20 protein-coding genes and 2 other annotated features are annotated in these 20886 nt (G+C 42.9%); all 20 genes read right to left on the bottom strand.

Translation table 11 applies throughout. From position 1 onward, the window contains the following. Positions 1-86: 86 nt before the first annotated feature. Positions 87-3689: a DNA-directed RNA polymerase subunit beta' gene (gene rpoC, locus KSU66_RS12155; protein WP_269051724.1), complete on the bottom strand. Its 3603-nt coding sequence runs from the start codon at positions 3687-3689 to the stop codon at positions 87-89. 123 nt (positions 3690-3812) lie between these two features. Further along, positions 3813-7352: a DNA-directed RNA polymerase subunit beta gene (gene rpoB, locus KSU66_RS12150; RefSeq protein WP_269051723.1), complete on the bottom strand. Its 3540-nt coding sequence runs from the start codon at positions 7350-7352 to the stop codon at positions 3813-3815. Positions 7353-7586: 234 nt separating this feature from the next. Further along, a complete protein-coding gene (locus KSU66_RS12145; protein ID WP_269051722.1) occupies positions 7587-8189 on the bottom strand; it encodes a class I SAM-dependent methyltransferase in 603 nt (200 codons plus the stop codon). Positions 8190-8367: 178 nt separating this feature from the next. Continuing rightward, on the bottom strand, positions 8368-8727 hold the full coding sequence (rplL, locus tag KSU66_RS12140) for a 50S ribosomal protein L7/L12 (protein WP_269051721.1): 360 nt from the start codon (positions 8725-8727) through the stop codon (positions 8368-8370). A gap of 94 nt (positions 8728-8821) precedes the next feature. Next, positions 8822-9325, bottom strand: a complete 504-nt coding sequence (gene rplJ / locus KSU66_RS12135) for a 50S ribosomal protein L10 (protein WP_269051720.1) — start codon at positions 9323-9325, stop codon at positions 8822-8824. Positions 9326-9355: 30 nt separating this feature from the next. After that, positions 9356-9502 (bottom strand) — a sequence feature (ribosomal protein L10 leader region). Between the two features lie 48 nt (positions 9503-9550). After that, complete coding sequence (gene rplA, locus KSU66_RS12130; protein ID WP_269051719.1) at positions 9551-10252, bottom strand: 50S ribosomal protein L1; 702 nt, start codon at positions 10250-10252, stop codon at positions 9551-9553. 111 nt (positions 10253-10363) lie between these two features. Then, positions 10364-10789 (bottom strand): 50S ribosomal protein L11, encoded by a 426-nt coding sequence (gene rplK, locus KSU66_RS12125; protein ID WP_269051718.1) that lies wholly within the window; start codon positions 10787-10789, stop codon positions 10364-10366. Between the two features lie 166 nt (positions 10790-10955). Beyond that, entirely contained in the window at positions 10956-11492 is a 537-nt protein-coding gene (gene nusG / locus KSU66_RS12120) for a transcription termination/antitermination protein NusG (RefSeq protein ID WP_269051822.1), read from the bottom strand. Between the two features lie 113 nt (positions 11493-11605). After that, entirely contained in the window at positions 11606-11791 is a 186-nt protein-coding gene (gene secE, locus KSU66_RS12115) for a preprotein translocase subunit SecE (RefSeq protein WP_269051717.1), read from the bottom strand. A gap of 55 nt (positions 11792-11846) precedes the next feature. Continuing rightward, positions 11847-11996, bottom strand: a complete 150-nt coding sequence (gene rpmG, locus KSU66_RS12110) for a 50S ribosomal protein L33 (RefSeq protein ID WP_269051716.1) — start codon at positions 11994-11996, stop codon at positions 11847-11849. A gap of 147 nt (positions 11997-12143) precedes the next feature. Further along, positions 12144-12815 carry an RNA polymerase sporulation sigma factor SigH gene (gene sigH, locus KSU66_RS12105; protein WP_443028969.1) on the bottom strand — a complete coding sequence of 224 codons (672 nt, stop codon included), beginning with the start codon at positions 12813-12815 and terminating at the stop codon, positions 12144-12146. 47 nt (positions 12816-12862) lie between these two features. Further along, entirely contained in the window at positions 12863-13378 is a 516-nt protein-coding gene (locus tag KSU66_RS12100; protein WP_269051715.1) for an NYN domain-containing protein, read from the bottom strand. Continuing rightward, the gene (gene rlmB, locus KSU66_RS12095) at positions 13375-14133 is read right to left on the bottom strand and encodes a 23S rRNA (guanosine(2251)-2'-O)-methyltransferase RlmB (RefSeq protein WP_269051714.1); all 759 of its coding nucleotides are present in this window, start codon (positions 14131-14133) and stop codon (positions 13375-13377) included. The genes KSU66_RS12100 and rlmB overlap by 4 nt, the downstream gene beginning before the upstream one ends. After that, positions 14130-14552, bottom strand: a complete 423-nt coding sequence (locus KSU66_RS12090) for a Mini-ribonuclease 3 (protein WP_329958815.1) — start codon at positions 14550-14552, stop codon at positions 14130-14132. Before KSU66_RS12090 ends, rlmB begins: the two co-directional genes overlap by 4 nt. 6 nt (positions 14553-14558) lie before the next feature. Next, positions 14559-15959, bottom strand: coding sequence for a cysteine--tRNA ligase (gene cysS, locus KSU66_RS12085; RefSeq protein WP_269051713.1), 1401 nt, complete (start codon positions 15957-15959; stop codon positions 14559-14561). Beyond that, positions 15956-16618: a serine O-acetyltransferase gene (gene cysE, locus KSU66_RS12080; RefSeq protein ID WP_269051712.1), complete on the bottom strand. Its 663-nt coding sequence runs from the start codon at positions 16616-16618 to the stop codon at positions 15956-15958. Before cysE ends, cysS begins: the two co-directional genes overlap by 4 nt. 56 nt (positions 16619-16674) lie before the next feature. Continuing rightward, positions 16675-16891 (bottom strand) — a binding site (T-box leader). 52 nt (positions 16892-16943) lie between these two features. Further along, positions 16944-18404, bottom strand: a complete 1461-nt coding sequence (gltX, locus tag KSU66_RS12075; RefSeq protein ID WP_269051711.1) for a glutamate--tRNA ligase — start codon at positions 18402-18404, stop codon at positions 16944-16946. Further along, the gene (gene ispF / locus KSU66_RS12070) at positions 18401-18892 is read right to left on the bottom strand and encodes a 2-C-methyl-D-erythritol 2,4-cyclodiphosphate synthase (protein ID WP_269051710.1); all 492 of its coding nucleotides are present in this window, start codon (positions 18890-18892) and stop codon (positions 18401-18403) included. Before ispF ends, gltX begins: the two co-directional genes overlap by 4 nt. Then, the gene (gene ispD / locus KSU66_RS12065; protein ID WP_269051709.1) at positions 18889-19584 is read right to left on the bottom strand and encodes a 2-C-methyl-D-erythritol 4-phosphate cytidylyltransferase; all 696 of its coding nucleotides are present in this window, start codon (positions 19582-19584) and stop codon (positions 18889-18891) included. Before ispD ends, ispF begins: the two co-directional genes overlap by 4 nt. Before the next feature lie 184 nt (positions 19585-19768). Beyond that, positions 19769-20872 carry a PIN/TRAM domain-containing protein gene (locus tag KSU66_RS12060; protein WP_269051708.1) on the bottom strand — a complete coding sequence of 368 codons (1104 nt, stop codon included), beginning with the start codon at positions 20870-20872 and terminating at the stop codon, positions 19769-19771. Positions 20873-20886: the final 14 nt, after the last annotated feature.

Genomic DNA, 20886 nt, shown 5'->3' with positions numbered 1-20886 from the left:
TGTATATTATCACTTGTTTTAAAAATTGTCAATGCTTAAAGAAAAACAGGGGAAAACTTTTTTAATTTCCCCCATATGTTTAACACTTACTCTGCTGGTACTTTCTTGGCTGTCTTTTCCGTTTCGTCTTGGTCCATACGGATTTGACGGTAACGTTGCATACCAGTTCCTGCAGGTACAAGCTTCCCGATAATAACGTTCTCTTTCAGACCGAGTAACTCGTCTGTTTTTCCTCTGATTGCCGCGTCTGTTAGGACACGTGTTGTTTCCTGGAAGGAAGCAGCAGATAAGAAGGATTCCGTCTCGAGTGAAGCTTTTGTAATACCTAGAATCACAGGACGGCATGTTGCAGGAACTCTCCCTGCATCTAGCACAATTTTGTTAGCGTCTGAGAACTGATGGATATCGACTAATGAGCCCGGTAACAAGTCTGTGTTACCCGCCTCAATAATGCGCACTTTACGAAGCATTTGGCGAACCATTACTTCAACGTGCTTATCACCAATTTCAACACCTTGACTTCGGTAAACTTTTTGAACTTCTTTCAATAGATAATTTTGAACGGTAGCAACGTCTTTAACTACGATAAGTTCTTTCGGATCGATAGAACCTTCCGTAAACGCTTCTCCGCGTTCAATCATATCCCCAACGTCTACTTTCAGACGCGCATTGTACGGTGCAAGGTATTTACGTGTTTCAACTTCACCCGTAATTGTTATTTCTTTTTGACCTTCACGGATTTCATCGATTTCAGTAACTTCTCCTGTAATTTCCGAGATAACGGCTTGCCCTTTCGGATTCCGCGCTTCGAAAATTTCCTGGATACGTGGAAGACCTTGTGTAATGTCATCCCCCGCAACTCCACCAGTATGGAAAGTCCTCATTGTAAGTTGTGTACCCGGCTCACCGATTGACTGCGCTGCAATGATTCCCACTGCTTCGCCGACCTCGACGTGTTCACCTGTTGCCAAGTTAATGCCGTAACATTTCTTACATACGCCGTGCTTCGTGTTACAAGTAAATGCTGAACGGATTGTTATCGTCTCAATACCCGCATCCAAAATAACACGTGCTGCATCTTCTGTAATCATTTCGTCTCTAGCAAGAAGTACTTTCCCTGTTTCAGGATGCCAAATTGTTTTCTTCGTGTGACGTCCAACAATACGCTCGTCGAGTCCTTCAATAAGTTCTGCACCTTCCATAAGCGCGCTGATTTCCAGACCACGATCCGTACCACATTCGTCTTCACGAACGATAACATCTTGTGCAACGTCAACAAGTCGACGTGTTAAGTAACCTGAGTCAGCCGTCTTAAGGGCTGTATCTGCAAGTCCTTTACGCGCACCGTGCGTAGAGATAAAGTACTCAAGTACTGTTAACCCTTCACGGAATGAAGACTTGATTGGAAGTTCAATAATTTTTCCGGCCGGGTTAGCCATCAGACCACGCATACCAGCTAGTTGCGTAAAGTTAGATGCGTTACCCCTTGCGCCAGAATCACTCATCATATAAATCGGGTTCTGATTATCGAGGGATTCCATCAATTTGTCTTGAATGACATCCTTCGCATGACTCCAATATGAAATGACTCGGTCATATCGTTCTTCTTCCGTAATGAGACCACGACGGAACTGTTGCAATACCTTGTCTACTTTGCCTTGAGCTTCTTCAAGTATCTCTTCTTTGTTGTGGAGAACGATAATATCGGACATTCCGATTGTAAGTCCTGCACGCGTTGAGTATTTGAATCCAAGGTTTTTCATGCGGTCAAGCATTCTCGACGTTTCCGTAATGTGGAAAATCTTAAATATTTCCGCGATGATATTTTGTAGAATACCTTTTTTAAACGGAGGTACGAGTTCAGCGGCAGCGATATGCTTCTTCACGTCCACAGTTCCTGGGATAAAGTACTTGCTAGGTGTTTCTTCTTGTAAGTTGAAATCTGTCGGTTCGTTGATATATGGAAACGATTTCGGCAAAATTTCATTAAAGATGATTTTCCCGACAGTCGTTAGAAGAAGTTGACCGTTTTGCTCTTCTGTGAAATTCGGGTTATTTAGTGAACCTGCTTGAACAGCAACGCGTGAATGAAGATGAACGTGACCGTTATGATAAGCGATGAGTGCCTCATCTGCATCACGGAACACAAATCCTTCTCCAGCTGCACCCGCACGTTCAAGTGTTAGGTAATAGTTTCCTAAAACCATATCCTGAGAAGGTGTAACAACCGGTTTTCCATCTTTCGGATTCAAAATGTTTTGCGCCGCAAGCATAAGAAGACGTGCTTCAGCTTGTGCTTCTGCCGAAAGTGGAACGTGAACAGCCATCTGGTCTCCGTCAAAGTCAGCGTTATAAGCTGTACATACTAACGGGTGAAGAGTGATTGCTCGGCCTTCTACAAGTACCGGCTCGAATGCTTGAATACCTAGTCGGTGAAGAGTTGGGGCACGGTTCAATAAGACCGGATGCTCCTTAATAACTTCTTCTAGAACGTCCCAAACTTCTGAATGCAAGCGTTCAATTTTACGTTTTGCGCTCTTAATGTTATGTGCAAGTCCTCGTTCAACAAGTTCTTTCATAACAAACGGTTTGAATAGTTCAATTGCCATTTCTTTCGGCAACCCACACTGGTACATTTTAAGATTTGGTCCAACTACGATAACCGAACGGCCCGAATAGTCGACTCGTTTTCCAAGTAAGTTCTGACGGAAACGACCTTGTTTACCTTTCAACATATGAGAAAGGGATTTAAGCGGACGGTTTCCTGGTCCGGTAACTGGACGACCACGGCGACCGTTGTCGACAAGTGCATCGACAGCTTCTTGTAGCATCCGTTTCTCGTTCTGAACGATAATACCCGGTGCTCCAAGATCCAAAAGCCTTTTCAGTCTGTTGTTCCGGTTAATAACTCGACGATACAAATCGTTCAAGTCAGAAGTTGCGAAACGTCCACCGTCTAATTGCACCATTGGGCGTAGTTCCGGCGGGATAACTGGTAACACTTCGAGAACCATCCATTCAGGTCGGTTACCCGAGTGACGGAATGATTCAACAACGTCTAGACGTCTAATTGCTCGTGTACGACGTTGTCCTTGAACAGTTTTCAGTTCCTCTTTTAAGGAGTCTGCTTCTTTATCCAAATCGATTGCCGCAAGAAGTTTTTCAATTGCTTCTGCACCCATTAGCGCTAGGAATTTGTTGCCATACTTCTCACGGTAAATGCGATATTCCCTTTCGGAAAGCAATTGCTTTCTTTCAAGTGGCGTATCCGCGGGATCGACAACGACATAAGACGCGAAATAGATAATCTCTTCAAGCGCACGAGGCGTCATGTCGAGTATTAAGCCCATACGGCTTGGAATCCCTTTGAAATACCATATATGTGTTACTTGCGCTGCAAGCTCGATATGACCCATACGCTCACGACGAACTTTTTGACGCGTTACTTCTACTCCACAACGGTCACAAACGACACCTTTATATCGGACGCGTTTGTATTTCCCACAATGACATTCCCAGTCTTTCGTAGGTCCAAAAATTCTTTCACAGAATAGACCTTCTTTTTCCGGCCTTAATGTTCTGTAGTTAATTGTTTCAGGCTTCTTAACTTCACCGTATGACCATGAACGAATCTTATCTGATGAAGCAAGGCCAATCTTCATATACTCAAAATTATTAACATCTACCAAGGAGCCTACCTCCCTTTAGTCTTATCGCTAGCATTGCTTTTTCCGAGCAAGCGTGTTCCATTATGAAAAAATAAAGGGGAAACGTATCGCTTCCCCGTCTATTCACTTCGTTAATTAAATACTTCAATCTACTTTTTCAAGGTTCAATGCGTCCGTTGGCTGCATATCATCATCTTCATCAAGATCACGCAGTTCAATTTCTTCGTACTCCGCATCGAGCATCTTGACATCCAAACCGAGACTTTGAAGTTCTTTTATCAATACTTTGAATGATTCTGGAACTCCTGGTTGAGGGACACTTTCACCTTTAACGATTGCTTCGTATGTCTTCACGCGACCTACGACGTCATCTGATTTAACTGTTAGAATTTCTTGAAGCGTATAAGCTGCACCATATGCCTCAAGCGCCCAAACTTCCATCTCCCCGAAACGCTGTCCACCGAACTGGGCTTTACCGCCTAGTGGTTGCTGTGTAACGAGTGAGTACGGTCCTGTTGAACGCGCATGAAGTTTATCATCAACCATATGCGCAAGTTTGATCAAGTACATCACGCCAACCGATACACGGTTGTCGAATGCTTCACCCGAACGTCCGTCATAGAGAATTGTTTTCCCATCACGGTCCATTCCGGCTTCTTCCATCGTAGACCAAACGTCTTCTTCGTTTGCTCCGTCAAATACAGGTGATGCCATATGCAGGCCAAGTATTCTAGAGGCCATACCAAGATGCATTTCAAGTACCTGTCCAATGTTCATACGTGAAGGAACTCCAAGCGGATTAAGCATAACGTCGATTGGTGTGCCATCTGGCATGTACGGCATATCTGCCTCTGGTAAGATTCGAGAAATAACACCTTTGTTTCCGTGACGTCCGGCCATTTTGTCTCCAACAGAAATTTTCCGTTTTTGAACAATATACGCACGAACTAGTTGGTTCACACCTGGTGGCAGTTCGTCTCCGTCTTCACGGTTGAACACTTTCACATCCAGAATGATTCCACCCGCTCCGTGTGGTACACGAAGAGATGTATCGCGAACTTCGCGCGCTTTTTCTCCAAAGATTGCATGGAGAAGACGTTCTTCCGCTGTTAGTTCAGTTACCCCTTTTGGAGTTACTTTCCCGACAAGGATGTCACCGTCACGCACTTCGGCCCCAATACGGATGATTCCACGGTCGTCTAGATGACGAAGTGCTTCTTCACCGACGTTTGGAATGTCACGCGTAATTTCTTCGGGACCCAGTTTTGTATCTCTCGCTTCTGACTCGTATTCTTCAATATGAACTGAAGTATAGTCATCGTCTTTTACGAGACGTTCACTCATAATGATTGCATCCTCGTAGTTGAAACCTTCCCATGTCATGAATGCTGTAAGAACGTTACGCCCTAGAGCAAGTTCTCCGCTTTCCATCGATGGGCCGTCTGCAAGAATTTCATTTGGTGAAACTCGATCGCCAACGCTAACGATTGGACGTTGGTTATAACATGTTCCTTGGTTCGAACGAATAAAGTTATCTAAGCGATACGTTGAAAGCTCACCTTTTACTTCTTTACCTTCGACCGTTTCAATACGACGAACACGGATTTCTCTAGCTTCCACATGCTCTACAATACCATCATATACCGATAGAACAGCAGCTCCCGAGTCCCGTGCCGATACGTGCTCCATTCCGGTACCAACAAATGGCGCCTCTGGATTCAGTAAAGGAACGGCTTGACGTTGCATGTTCGCTCCCATAAGTGCACGGTTCGAGTCATCGTTTTCCAAGAATGGAATACATGCTGTTGCCGCAGAAACAACTTGTTTGGGCGAAACATCCATGTAATCAATTTGTTCACGTTTGAAAATCGTGTTATCACCTTGGAAACGCCCAACGACGCCCTCACTTACAAATGAACCATCTTCAGCAAGTACTGCGTTTGCTTGTGCAACTACGTAGTTATCTTCAATATCTGCTGTCAAATAATCAATTTGTTCAGTTACGCGGCCCGATACCGGATCGACTTTTCGGTAAGGTGTTTCGATAAACCCAAACTTATTCACCTTTGCAAATGTTGAAAGGGAGTTAATAAGTCCGATGTTCGGTCCCTCTGGTGTCTCGATTGGACACATGCGACCGTAGTGAGAGTAATGAACGTCACGCACTTCAAAACCAGCACGTTCACGCGTTAACCCACCGGGTCCAAGTGCAGACAATCTTCGTTTATGTGTCAATTCCGCAAGCGGATTCGTCTGATCCATAAACTGTGACAGCTGTGAACTTCCGAAAAACTCTTTTATCGATGCAATAACTGGACGAATATTAATGAGTTGTTGCGGTACAATAGACTGAGTGTCATTAATGGACATCCGCTCTTTTACAACCCGTTCCATACGGGAAAGTCCGATTCGGAATTGGTTTTGAAGAAGCTCGCCTACTGAACGAAGACGACGGTTACCTAGGTGGTCAATGTCATCTGTATTTCCTACGCCGTGTAGCAAGTTAAAGAAATAGCTAATTGACGCAACGATATCCGCAGGCGTAACATGTTTAATAGCATCTTCAACATACGCATTCGAAATTACATTGATGATTTGCTTTTCATCACTTTCAGTCGAGCTAGGATTAGGAGCGTATATTTTGATTGTTTGAATTGTGATACTCTCGTCAAGAACACCGCTTGTATGGGAAATTTCTTCAAACCCAATCCCCTTTTCAAGATGTGGCAACAGACGATCCAACGCCCGGCGATCAATGATCTCGTCTTTCTCTAAGAGAATCTCACCCGTTTCAGGGTCAACAAGTGTCTCTGCAAGAGTTTGATTAAATAGGCGGTTTTGGACATGAAGTTTCTTATTCATTTTGTAGCGACCGACGTTCGCCAAGTCATACCTTTTCGCATCGAAAAAGCGTGAGAATAACAGATTCTTCGCGCTATCCAGCGTTGGTGGCTCACCTGGGCGGAGTCGCTCGTAAATTTCAAGCAAGGCCTTTTCGGAGTTTTCCGTATTATCTTTTTCAAGAGTGTTACGTAAATATTCGTTATCACCGATTAACTCAATGATTTCCTCATCAGATGAGAAACCTAGTGCACGAAGCAGAACCGTAATCGGCAATTTTCGCGTTCGGTCGATTCGTACGTGAAGTACGTCTCTAGCATCGATTTCATACTCCAACCATGCTCCACGGTTCGGTATAACAGTCGCTCCAAATCCACGTTTCCCGTTTTTATCTACCTTTGCGCTGTAGTAAACGCTTGGTGATCGAACTAGTTGGGAAACAATTACACGCTCCGCACCGTTGATAACAAACGTACCGTTTTCTGTCATGAGCGGGAAATCACCCATAAACACATCTTGTTCCTTAACTTCTTCAGTTTCTTTGTTGTGCAATCGAACTTTAACGCGAAGTGGTGCCGCGTAAGTTACGTCACGCTCTTTCGATTCGTCCATTGGATATTTTGGTTCTTCCAAATGGTAATCGATAAATTCCAATGAAAGATTCCCCGTGAAGTCTTGAATCGGAGAAATATCACGGAACATTTCTAGTAAGCCTTCTTCCATGAACCACTCATAAGATGCCGTCTGTATTTCAATCAGATTCGGAAGGTCGAGTACTTCGGCGATCCTAGCGAAACTTCTACGCTGACGGTGTTGACCATATTGAACTAAGTGACCTGTCAACTCATTCACCCCTCATAATGCAATAATAGTTCTTTGCGAAATCATAAAAATAGTGTATGATATCGAAAAAACAAAAAAGAAAACGAGTTCTAGCAAGAGCTCATTTTCGGTTTGACAATCTTTTTTTACACATCGTCAGTATGCCATATATTCACAACGTTCATGCAAAAAGGCACACGACTGCATGATAATATTTTGTGCATCTTATAACGGTACCTTAAATATATTGTAAAGTCAAGACTTTACAGCTTTCAAAATATAGTAACCTTTCTTTTTAACGATCGTTTCAACATCACCAAAAAGTTTTGTTAAATGGTTGATTGTCGAAGGAGCACCTTGTTTTTTCTGGATAACTACCCACAACTCGCCACCCATTTCCAATTTCGAAAATGCGTCGTCAAAAAAACGAAACACCGTTGCTTTTCCTGCTCGGATTGGTGGATTTGTTAAAATTGCGGCAAACCCTTTTTCCTTAACAGCTGACAAGGAATCGCTTGAATAGATTGTTATATTTTTTATATCATTTCGCTCCGCGTTACGCTTCGCAAGACTTAGTGCCCGTTCGTTCACGTCGATCATATGCACTTTACGCTCTGCAAATGACGCCGCAATCGATAAACCTATCGGTCCATAACCGCACCCAACGTCTAGCACATCACCTTTCACTTCAGGCAGAACAAAGCTTTCAGCAAGAAGACGCGATCCAAAATCTACTTCCCCTTTACTAAAAACACCTGCATCCGTCTCGAAACGAAGGCTTTTACCACGTAATTCAGTTGACCATTCGGTCGGATTGCTTTTCGCTACTGGATCTTTTGTATAATAATGATCAGACATTATAGACCCTCCCCTTCATAAAGGAATATCTACAAAGAAAAATACTATATAGGTTAGAATAAAGAATCCCACCAAAAACGTTTGGTATCCAGATTCTTTAGTTCAATCTATATACATACAACAAAACGAAGAAAAGCCCGTCTTTCGCCGACGAGCTTTTCTTCATTTATTTAATAGATTACTTAAGTTCTACAGATGCGCCTACTTCTTCAAGTTTCGCTTTCAATTCTTCTGCTTCTTCTTTAGAAACGCCTTCTTTAACAGCTTTTGGAGCTTCGTCAACTACTGCTTTAGCTTCTTTCAAGCCAAGGCCCGTAATTTCACGAACTGCTTTGATAACTTGGATTTTTTTGTCTCCAGCAGCAGTAAGGACAACGTCGAATTCAGATTGCTCTTCTTCAACAGCAGCTCCGCCACCAGCAGCCGCAACAGGTGCAGCAGCAGTTACGCCAAACTCGTCTTCAATTGCTTTTACAAGGTCGTTAAGTTCAAGAACTGTCATCGCTTTAACAGCTTCTAGGATTTGTTCGTTAGTCATTATAATTTCCTCCTAATATTTGTTTTTGTCAGGTACTCGCAAGCAGTTTATCTTGTCGAGCTTTAACCCGCAAGGTTTGTTTCAAGCCGCAAAATTACGCGCCTTGTTCTTCTTCTTTTTGATCTGCAACAGCTTTTGTAATTGCAGCAAGGTTGCGCATCGGAGCTTGTAGAACGCTGAGAAGCATAGATAGTAGACCTTCGCGTGATGGAAGTTCTGCCAATGCTTTCACGTCTTCAGCAGATGCAATTGCACCTTCGATGATACCAGCTTTAATTTCAAGCTTGTCATTTTTCTTAGCAAAATCGTTAAGGATTTTCGCTGGTGCAACAACATCTTCGTTTGAAAATGCGATTGCGTTTGGTCCTGTCAGGTGTTCGTTCAACCCTTCAAGTCCAACAGATTCAGTAGCACGACGTGACATCGAGTTTTTGTAAACTTTGAAGTCAATTCCTGCATCACGAAGCTGTTTACGTAGTTCTGTTAGCTGAGTTACGTTAAGACCACGGTAATCAACAACAACAACTGAAGCTGCTGCGTTTAATTTATCAGTGATTTCACCAACTACTGCTTGTTTCGCTTCTAATACTTTGCTCATCTGGACACCTCCTAAAGATTCGTATCATCTATACCGATATGAAAAGCCCTCGTTCTACATGTGTAGGCACGAGGGCAGAAAAGTCGTCATCTTTAAATTAAAAGAGCGTCTTGTCCTCGGCAGGAATTTTAAGCGGCACGCCGCTCCTACTGTCTACGGTACAAATGGTTTATAAATAATCAACAACAACAGTCATCTTACTAGAAGATAACGACATTGTCAATATTATTTTTGAACTGCTACGCTTGACGTATCGATTTTAACAGCAGGGCCCATTGTAGTCGTTACGTTAACTGACTTCATGTATGTGCCTTTCGCTGAAGCTGGTTTTGCTTTTTGAACTGTATCAAATACAGTCAAGAAGTTTTCTACTAGCTTTTCGTTGTCAAATGATACTTTTCCGATTGGCGCGTGAATGATTCCCGCTTTGTCCGCACGGTATTCAACTTTACCTGCTTTGATTTCTTCGATTGCTTTCGCAACGTCAAATGTTACTGTACCTGTTCTTGGGTTAGGCATAAGTCCTTTTGGTCCAAGAATACGACCAATCTTACCAACTTCACCCATCATGTCAGGTGTTGCAACGATAACGTCGAAATCAAACCAACCTTGTTGAATTTTCGCAATGTAGTCTGCGTCTCCAGCAAAGTCTGCACCAGCAGCTTCAGCTTCTTTAAGTTTTTCGCCTTTAGCGAAAACTAAAACGCGCTGAACTTTACCAGTACCGTTTGGAAGCACAACTGCTCCACGGATTTGTTGATCATTTTTACGCGTGTCAATTCCTAGACGGAACGCCACTTCAACAGTTGCGTCAAAGTTAACAGTGCTTGTTTTTTTCGCAAGGTCAACTGCTTCTTCAACAGTGTACGTATTCATAGCGTCAACAAGTTTCAAAGCTTCTGTGAATTTCTTGCCTTTTTTAGCCATTTAAAATTTCCTCCTCAATTGTGGTTTTAACGGATTAAACCTCCCACGAATAAGGGCTGCGTGTCCTAAAGAACTACCGCAACCCCCACTACAACAAAACAACCTTACAGATCAGTCTTCGATCTTGATTCCCATACTGCGTGCAGTACCTTCAACCATTGCCATCGCCGCTTCAACTGACGCCGCGTTTAGATCTGGCATCTTTTGTTCTGCAATTTCGCGAACTTTATCACGTTTAACAGTAGCAACCTTCGTTTTGTTCGGTTCACCTGAACCTTTTTGAAGATTAGCTGCAACCTTTAGCAATACTGCTGCAGGTGGAGTTTTTGTAATAAAAGTAAATGAACGGTCTTCATATACAGAAATCTCAACAGGAATAATTAGACCTGCTTGATCTGCTGTACGTGCGTTGAACTCTTTACAGAATCCCATTATGTTCACACCTGCTTGTCCAAGCGCCGGTCCAACTGGTGGAGCCGGGTTTGCTTTTCCAGCGGGAATTTGTAATTTAACAATCTTAGTAACTTTTTTAGCCACGAAGCACACCTCCTTAAGTCCGTGATGTGGTAATAGGGTTGCCCCTCCCACTCAATATGTGTCTGCCGACTTGCGTCGATAGTATAAGTTAATTCGATCAGACCGTTAGATTATAGGCTGACCTTTGAAATGATACCATTGTTATGCCTTATATGCAAGCAATATTTTACTCTGTTTTTTGAATTTGTGAAAAGTCCAATTCCATATTCGTCTCGCGACCAAACATGTCGACTGATACTTTCACTTTTTCTTTCGCTTCATCAATCTCTTCGACCTTCCCTTGGAAGTCTGCAAATGGACCTTCAAGCACTTGAACCATTTCGCCAACAGCGAAGTCGATTTCCGTTCTTCCTTCTTTCACACCCATTTGTTTCAGGATGAACTCAACTTCTTCTGGAAGAAGCGGTGTCGGTTTTGCTCCACCACCTGAAGAACCGATGAAACCTGTAACACCAGGCGTGTTACGAACGACATACCATGAATCGTCTGTCATAATGATTTCGACAAGAACGTATCCAGGGAATGTTTTCTTCATAACTACACGCTTTTTGCCATCTTTGAAATCTGTTTCTTCTTCTTCCGGGATAATTACACGGAAGATTTTATCTTGCATACCCATCGTTTCTACACGTTTTTCCAGATTCTCTTTTACTTTGTTTTCATATCCGGAGTACGTGTGAACGACGTACCAGTTTTTCTCCATCTCCATAGTGACAAGGACTGTACGTCCGTCCCTCCTTTTCCCAAACAAAATGAAAAAACCCGTTCGCTCTACAAGACGGGCTATTTTATCGGATAATATTTATATTGCATTAGTTAAAGCGAAATGTACCATTCCATCAAACTTGAAATACCAAGGTCTGTAAGTCCAAAGTATACCGCCATGAAGACAACTGTCGAAAGAACAACAATTGTGTAGCGCGTCAATTGCTTACGCTTCGGCCAACTGACTTTTCTCATTTCTGATATTACATCTTTAAAAAAAGTACCGAGCTTTCCCATCGTATCGTAACCCTCCGACTAAAGATATATTGCCTTTACCGGCTTGCAACATTAATTATGCAGTTTGCCTGTGAACTGTATGTGCATTACAATGACTACAATGTTTTTTCAACGTTAACCGTTCTGACGATTGTTCTTTTCGTCCAGGCACGGAATAATTTCGAGAGCCACAAACGTCGCAGCTTAATATTACCTTCTTAGACATTTTCTCACCCTATACACTTAGAATTCATGTTCGAAAAAGAGAATATCATTCAAAAACGATTCCTCACGAAATTTTCGAGCATCTTCTCATAGTCTTGCTAAAGAGTACCATCTTACATAAGTAGTGTCAACATGATATGACAGTCGTTTAGTACACCGCATCCACTTGCATATACCTTTCAAGTTTCCGCTTAATGCGTTGCAATGCATTATCTACAGATTTAACTTGTCGATTTAACTCATCCGAAATCTCTTGGTAGGACTGGCCTTCTAAATAGAGTGCCAACACTTGCTTTTCGAGTCCGCTCAGCACTTTGTTCATTTCTTGTTCCATATGGGTAAAATCTTCTCTATGAATGATCAGATCTTCAGGATCATCCAAAGTCGGACCTGGCACCATATCGAGCAATGTACGATCGGAATCTTCGGCGTAAACCGGCCTGTCCAACGAAATCGATGTATTAAGCGGTATATGCTTTTGCCGCGTCGCTGTTTTAATCGCTGTTATTATTTGACGAGTTATACAAAGCTCCGCAAACGCTTTAAATGAACTGAGTCGATCTGCCTTAAAATCGCGAATCGCTTTGTATAGACCAATCATCCCCTCTTGAATAATATCTTCCCTGTCCCCACCAATCAAAAAATACGAACGTCCCTTCAGACGTACAAATGACCGATACTTCGTTATGAGAAAGTCAAGCGCATCCGTATTCCCTTCGTGGATAATCGAAATAACTTCCTCGTCAGATAACCTTGTAAAACTCGTCATTTTGCTACTAACAAACATTTTTTCCACCACTGGATCACCCCGGTTCGTCATAGGTCATATAACAAGTATAACGTATGGAAAAATTTTACGTCAAGCTTTCATTTTATTCCACGACGCCATTTTTCAAATTTTTCCGCAATTTCGTCAGTAAGGGGAATCTTAGAGAATGGGCGCTGTTCTTGAAAGTCTTTCACTTTTCCCGAAATCAGTTTATCGATTGCGTCCATTTCAATTTCTAGCTCACGTGCCGATTTTCTTAGCGCCCCGTGGGCAAAAATAACCCATTGCTCCGTCATATCCGATGTCGCGACATGAACTTGCACTCTTCTTCCACTCAGTTCAGTAACAAGTTTTTCAATTCGTTCATCCGCCGTTTCATTTTCCCTTGTAAATATAACTTCAACATCGTGTCGCCACTTCTTTTTTTCAATTCCCGCTGTTAAATAGGCGTCAAAAATAATAATGACATGCCATCCCGTATACGCTTTATATTCCGCCATCCGCTCGATTAAACGGTCACGTGCATTCGCAAGCAACTCTTCTTTTAATTGAACTAATTCTTCCCATGCGCCGATGACGTTATATCCGTCAACTAAGAGAATATCTTTTTTCATTTCCCAGGGAGGTTCGGTTGCCTTTTACGTAGCACTTCGTACATCAAAAGAGAGGCGGCTACGGAAGCGTTTAGCGATGTCACTTTACCGACCATCGGTAAATGGTAAAGGAAATCGCATTTCTCTTTCAATATGCGCGACATTCCTTTCCCTTCACTTCCAATAATGACGGCGAGGGGCAGCGTTGCATCCATTAATCGATAATCTGTTGAGCCTGTTGCATCTGTCCCGGCAATCCAAACGCCACGTTTTTTAAGCTCTTCTACAGTTTGCGAAAGATTATTCACTCGTACGACCGGAATATGTTCAATCGCACCTGTTGAAGCTTTCGCAACTACACCTGTTAACCCAACGGCACGACGCCTCGGAATGATAACACCGTGAACGCCTGAAGCATCTGCAGTCCGCAGTATAGACCCAAGATTATGTGGATCTTCTAGCTCGTCAAGGACGATAAAAAAAGGATCTTCACCTCGTTTTGTAGCTACGTCAAATAAATCTTCCAGTTCCGCATACTCGTAAGCCGCCACTGAGGCGATAATTCCCTGATGATTCATGTCTAACATGCCATCCAGTTTTCGTTTCGGCACAGCTTGAACAATAATCTTTGCCTCGTTTGCAAGCGATAGTATTTCCCCAATGCTTTTCTTATTAAGGCCTTCAGCAATCCAAATTTTGTTTAATTCCCTACCGGAGCGTAACGCTTCCACGATTGGATTTTTACCGCCTAGTAATTCTGTTTCAACTTCTGTCATGATGTCCCCTCCTCCTTTGGATTCTCAATGAGTCGAATCGACTCTTTAATAAATTCTTCCGTTCGTTCATTTTTCCCAAGCAAATGTAAAAATCCAAGTACCGCTTCAAAACCCGAACTATGATTGTATGTGACAACGTCCGTATTTTTCGGAACCGATCCGGACTTCGCATTACGACCACGTCTCATAACCGCTTCTTCTTCTTTCGTTAAAAAACTTGATTCCATCATTTCTTTAAGAATAGTCGCTTGGGACTTAGCCGAAACATAGCGGGTTGCTTCCCTATGCAACACATTCGGTCGTACGCGTCCAGAACGCAGAAGATGTTCGCGGATAGCTTGCTCATATACCGCATCCCCCATATAGGCGAGGGCAAGGGCATTGAGTTGTTTAACGTCGATATCTCGCAATGTGTACACGCCAATTCACCCTCTTTTCCAGCGCATACCTTGTGCTGTATCTTCTAGTAAAATCCCTTGTGCTTTTAACTCATCGCGAATTTCGTCTGCACGTTTAAAGTCACGGTTTTTACGCGCTTCCAATCGCTCTTCAATAAGCGCTTCAATGTCCTCGTCCAGCAATTCCGACTCCCCGCCAAGCGTTAGACCAATTACAGCCATAAGCTCTTCAAGCATCGCGATGAACTTTGTAATAATATCTGTTTGTGTATTCTTCTCCATCAAATAGACGTTTGCAAGCTTCACAAGTTCAAAAACTTCAGCAATGCCGTTTGCTGTATTGAAATCGTCATCCATTGCGGCCTTAAACTTTGTTCGACTTTCATCGACTTTATGTTCCCAAATATCATACTGATCACCAAGATCCGCAGATGTCTCTAGTCGGTGGCGTAAGTTTGTATACGTCGTACGTATTCGACCGAGTCCACTCTTCGCATTTTCAACAAGGTCTTCCGAGAAGTTAATCGGGTGTCTGTAATGAACAGACAACATGAAAAAGCGCAATACTTGCGGATCGATTGTTTTACGGATGTCGTTCACAAGAACAAAGTTCCCAAGCGACTTCGACATCTTTTCATTATCAATATTAATATAGCCATTATGCATCCAATAACGTGCAAATGGGTGCCCAGTCATTGCTTCAGATTGGGCAATTTCGTTTTCGTGGTGTGGGAATGCTAAATCCTGCCCACCTGCGTGAATGTCCATCGTATCGCCGAGGTGTTCGCGGGCCATAACTGAACATTCAATATGCCAACCAGGTCGTCCGGCGCCCCAAGGACTTTCCCATGAAACCTCGCCTTCTTTCGCTGCTTTCCACAGAACAAAATCAAGTGCGTCTTCTTTCTTGTCTCCTGTTTCAACGCGCGCTCCGACGATGAGCTCATCTGTCGATTGACCCGATAATTTGCCGTATCCTTCGAAACGTTTCGTTCGGTAATACACATCACCCTGTGATTCGTACGCAAACCCTTTGTCAATAAGTACTTGAACAAAATCGACGATGTCCTGGATATGGTCGGTTACGCGCGGATGCACATCCGCTTTGCCGCAACCAAGTGCAGATACGTCCTCAAAGTAGGCATTTATAAAACGGTCCGTTAATTCGCTCACGTCTTCACCTAGTTCTTTCGCCGTCGCGATAATTTTATCGTCGACATCCGTGAAATTCGAAACGTATTTCACATCATACCCTCTGTATTCAAGATAACGTCGAACCGTGTCAAAAACGATTACCGGACGTGCGTTTCCAATATGGATATAGTTATAAACCGTTGGACCACACACATACATCTTCACTTTTCCTTCTTCCATCGGGATAAAAGGTTCTTTCTGCCTTGTCAATGTATTATAAATTTGAATACTCATAATAAGTCCCCTTCCTTAACTCTTGAATTTTCTATTTGTTCAAGTCGTGCTTTTAGCCGTTCAAGTTCGCTATCAAGCGCGTCACATCTATCTTTCACTGGATCTGGAAGGTCTTGGTGGTCATGCCGCCCTACAATCCTTTCGCCATTCCGAATAACGACTGTTCCCGGGATTCCGACAACCGTAGAATCTGATGGAACGTCTTTCAACACAACAGATCCCGCTCCCACTTTACTATTCTCTCCAATTGTTATCGAACCAAGCACTTTTGCACCGGATGCAACGAGCACATTATTGTGAAGCGTCGGATGTCTTTTCCCCTTCTCTTTACCCGTTCCACCAAGCGTTACACCTTGGTAAATTGTGACATCATCGCCAATTTCACATGTTTCTCCGATTACAATCCCCATGCCGTGGTCTATAAAAAAACGTCGTCCTATTTTAGCTCCTGGATGAATTTCAATACCAGTGAAAAAGCGACTTACTTGCGAGACGCATCGCGCTAAAAATAACAGTCTCTTTTTATATAAAACATGCGCAATTTGGTGCGACCAAACTGCATGTAGACCAGAATACGTCAATACAACTTCAAATGAACTACGCGCCGCCGGGTCCTGTTCCATGATGCACTTGATATCTTCTTTCATTTTTCGGAACAACGTTTCTCCTCCTCTATTTTAGATCCAAATAAAAAAATACGCCCCCGTCAATAAATGACAGAGACGCATTAAATGCGTGGTTCCACTCCGCTTGAAAGGCTTTCACCTTCCCGCTTAAGGCCATATAACGTTGGCGATACGTCCAGCCTACTTAAGTTCGGCACGGCACTCAAAGGGGCATTTCCACATTGTAGAGGTACGAGTCACTTACAGCCGATGGCGACCCTCTCTGGAGAACTTACAATATGTACTTTTCCTTATCAAGGCTTTTCTATAAATCTACGTTCAATTAATTACTTACATTTTACACTCCAAAAAACGAATGTCAAACTTCCGCGTATTTCGCAATGCGTGCAATCGCTTTTTCTTTGCCGATAAGCGCAATTGCTGTTGGCAACTCTGGGCCGCTTGTCTGACCTGTTGTTACAACACGAACAGGCATAAATAGGTTTTTTCCTTTATGACCCGTTTCTTTTTGGACAGCTTTGATTGCTCCTTTAATCGAAGCAGCATCGAATTCTTCTAATTCTTCCAGCTGGCCTTTCAATGAGCTCATCACTTCTGGAACTTGATCTCCTGCAAGAACTGCTTGGGATGCTTCATCATATTCAATGTCATCTTCGAAAAACTGGGCGGAAAGCTCAATAATTTCTGCACCGTAGCTTAGTTGCTCATGGTAAAGAGCGATTAAGTCATGTGCCCACTTACTTTGTTCAGCTGATAACTCTTCCGGTAATGCACCCGATTTTTGCAAATGAGGCAACGCAAGTTCAATCACTTGTTCAAGCGGCATATTTTTAATGTATTGGTTATTCATCCACATCAATTTGTTTTTATCGAAAACTGCTGGTGATTTGGACAAACGATTCGCATCGAATATAGAAACCAACTCATCTTTCGAGAAGATTTCCTCTTCCCCTTCTGGAGACCATCCAAGAAGAACGATGAAGTTAAAGATTGCTTCCGGTAAATAACCGAGCTCTTCATATTGTTCGATAAACTGAATGATTGACTCATCGCGTTTACTTAACTTTTTCCGGCTTTCATTGACGATTAAAGTCATATGACCGAAGACAGGTTCTTCCCATCCAAATGCTTCGTAAATCATCTGTTGTCTTGGTGTGTTGGAAATATGGTCATCTCCACGAAGTACATGTGTAATTTCCATATAATGATCGTCTACGGCAACCGCGAAGTTATACGTCGGGATGCCATCTTTTTTAACGATTACAAAATCGCCAATTCCATCCGACTCAAACGTAACGTCGTCTTTTACCATATCTTTAAACGTATACGTTTTTCCCGCTTGTATTGCAAAACGAATACTCGGTTCTCTGCCTTCCGCTTCGCGTGCGGCACGTTCTTCCGCTGTTAAGTGACGACATTTCCCGCTATATCTAGGCATTGCGTTTTCAGCACTTTGCGCTTCGCGTTCTGCTTCTAATTCTTCCGGTGTACAGTAACATTTATAGGCCAATTCTTTTTCAAGTAATTGTGTATACAACTCTTCGTATAAGTCATTTCTTTCCGATTGACGATACGGTCCGAAATCTCCGCCGACATCGACACTTTCATCCCAATCAATACCCAACCATTTCAAGTAATTCAGTTGGGATGCTTCCCCACCGTCAATATTTCGTTTGGCATCTGTATCTTCAATACGGATAATAAATTTACCGCCTTTATTTCGTGCATACAAATAGTTGAACATTGCTGTCCGAGCATTCCCGATATGTAAATGTCCTGTAGGACTTGGTGCGTAACGCACGCGAACTTCTTTAGTCACTGTACATCCTCCTCGTTTTTCGTTAATAAAATAACTGCCATTGCGGCAATTCCTTCTCCACGTCCTGTAAATCCTAACTTTTCTGTCGTTGTCGCCTTAACATTGACTTGCGTAACGTCCGCTTGAAGCAACTCCGCAACACGTTTTCGAATCGCTTCAATATGTGGTGACATCTTCGGGTTTTCTGCAATGATTGTACAGTCGATGTTTCCTAGCGTATAGCCACGCTTCGTAACGATATCCCAAACATTCTCCAATAAAACCGCGGAGTCTGCATCTTTAAATGCTTCGTCCGTGTCAGGGAAGTGCCGCCCGATGTCGCCTTCTCCAATCGCTCCGAGTGCCGCATCCGTAATCGTATGAAGTAAAACATCCGCGTCTGAATGACCCGCAAGACCCAAGTCATGCGGAATCGTCACCCCTCCAATAATTAACGGGCGATTTTCTTCGAATTTATGTACATCGTAGCCTTGTCCAATTCGAATCATTTTTCATCCTCCTGTTGCCGTCTTTGGAGTAGTATTTCCCCAAAAACGAGATCTTCCGTCGTTGTCATCTTTACATTATCATACGTGCTTTCAACAATCCGTACTGGATGTCCCATTCGTTCCACGAGCATTGATTCATCTGTTCCTAAAAAGTCATCTGCTTTTGCTTTGTTAAACGCCTCTTTTAGTACGTCAAATGAAAATGCTTGGGGTGTTTGAATAATCCATAGTTTGTCGCGGTCAACGGTTTCTTCAACAATACCGACTGGTGCAAATTTCATCGTGTCTTTCGGTTTAACGCCAGCAATTGCCGCACCAAACTTAGCCGCCGTACTGACAAGTTCATCGATAACAAATTGGCGGATAAAAGGGCGCGCCGCATCATGCACGAGAACGATACCGCCCGTAACATGTGCTTTTAGACAAGCCGCCACACTGTATTGACGCTCGCTTCCCCCGTCGGCGAATCCAATCACTTTCGTAATGCCAAAACGATTTAGGTCGTCTTGTATACTTGGACGTTCTTCTGGTTTTACTGCCAGAACAATTCCCGTACATGCCCGATCTTTCTCAAAAACTTCAAGCGTATGCACAAGAATCGGTTTTTCTCCGAGTGTCAAAAAAAGTTTGTTATACCCCGCACCCATTCGGCGTCCGCTTCCGGCTGCCGGTATCATTACTGTGTAATCCACTATCCATCTTCCTCGTCTTTCCTTAGCTTCTTTATCATTATATATGTTGGAATGGGGATTCCCACTGAATAAGTCCAATGATAATAAATTTCATCTTCGAGCCGTTGATTTCCGTTCCGAGCGGACGATCGGAACGGAAATCAACTAGGTGTCACATTCTTTAATTCAACCTATCTATCCACTTTTAGTTCGCCCTAGTTGCTTTACCGTTTTTTGGTTTTGCGAAAATCATTCGCCCTGCAGATGTTTGCAATACACTCGTCACAACGACGTCAATTGCATTGCCGATATGATATCTACCATCTTCGACGACAATCATCGTTCCATCGTCCAAATAGGCAATTCCTTGGTTTTGCTCTTTTCCGTCTTTAATGACGACGACGTGCATCTCTTCACCTGGGATAACGACAGGTTTCACAGCATTTGCAAGGTCGTTAATGTTTAACACAGGTACGCCGTGAAGATCCGCTACTTTATTTAAATTGAAATCGTTTGTTACAACGAGTCCCGACATACTTTTTGCCAGTCGAACGAGTTTCAAATCCACTTCCGCGACATCAACAAAGTCTTCATCTGTTATTAAAACGGTAGGTCCATCGGCTGTTTGCAATAATTTCAAGACATCCAAACCACGTCTACCTTTTGTACGCTTCAACGTATCCGACGAATCCGCGATATGCTGAAGTTCCGTCAAAACGAATTGCGGAACGACAAGAATCCCCTCAAGAAATCCAGTAGCCGCCACGTCAACAATTCGCCCATCAATAATAACACTCGTATCAAGGATCTTGTGTAAATTACCATGTGTCGTCGCAGATACTTCCGCCACTTCTTTTTTCTTCGGGCCCGTATTTTTAGCGGAGTACACAGCAAAAATAAATTCCTCGCGCTTTTGAAATCCTACTTGAAATCCAAGATATCCGAGAATGACCGACAATACAATCGGCAAAACAGATGTGATTATGGGAATTTGAATACTTTCCAAACCGAAACTTACAAGAAACGCAACACTCAAACCAACCATTAGACCAATTGTACCAAATAGTAAATCAAAAATTGGTGCTTTCAGCAAACGTTCTTCCATCCATTTAATAAAATTCACAATCGGCATCGTAAGAACGACACTAATAAGAGCAAGAATAGCAGCACCAACGACAGCAGCAACGTACGGGTTATTTATAACTGGGTTCGTAGTAAAAGAAAATAATTTAAATAAGTGCGGTATGAATAAGACCCCTAAAGTACCCCCGATTAATAAAAATGAAGCTTGAATTACTCTTTTCAACATATGATCCACCTCCT

The sequence above is a fragment of the Sporosarcina sp. G11-34 genome (genome assembly GCF_026931025.1).
Note: the sequence above shows the minus strand (reverse complement) of the source record. Positions and strands in the feature narration are given on the sequence as shown.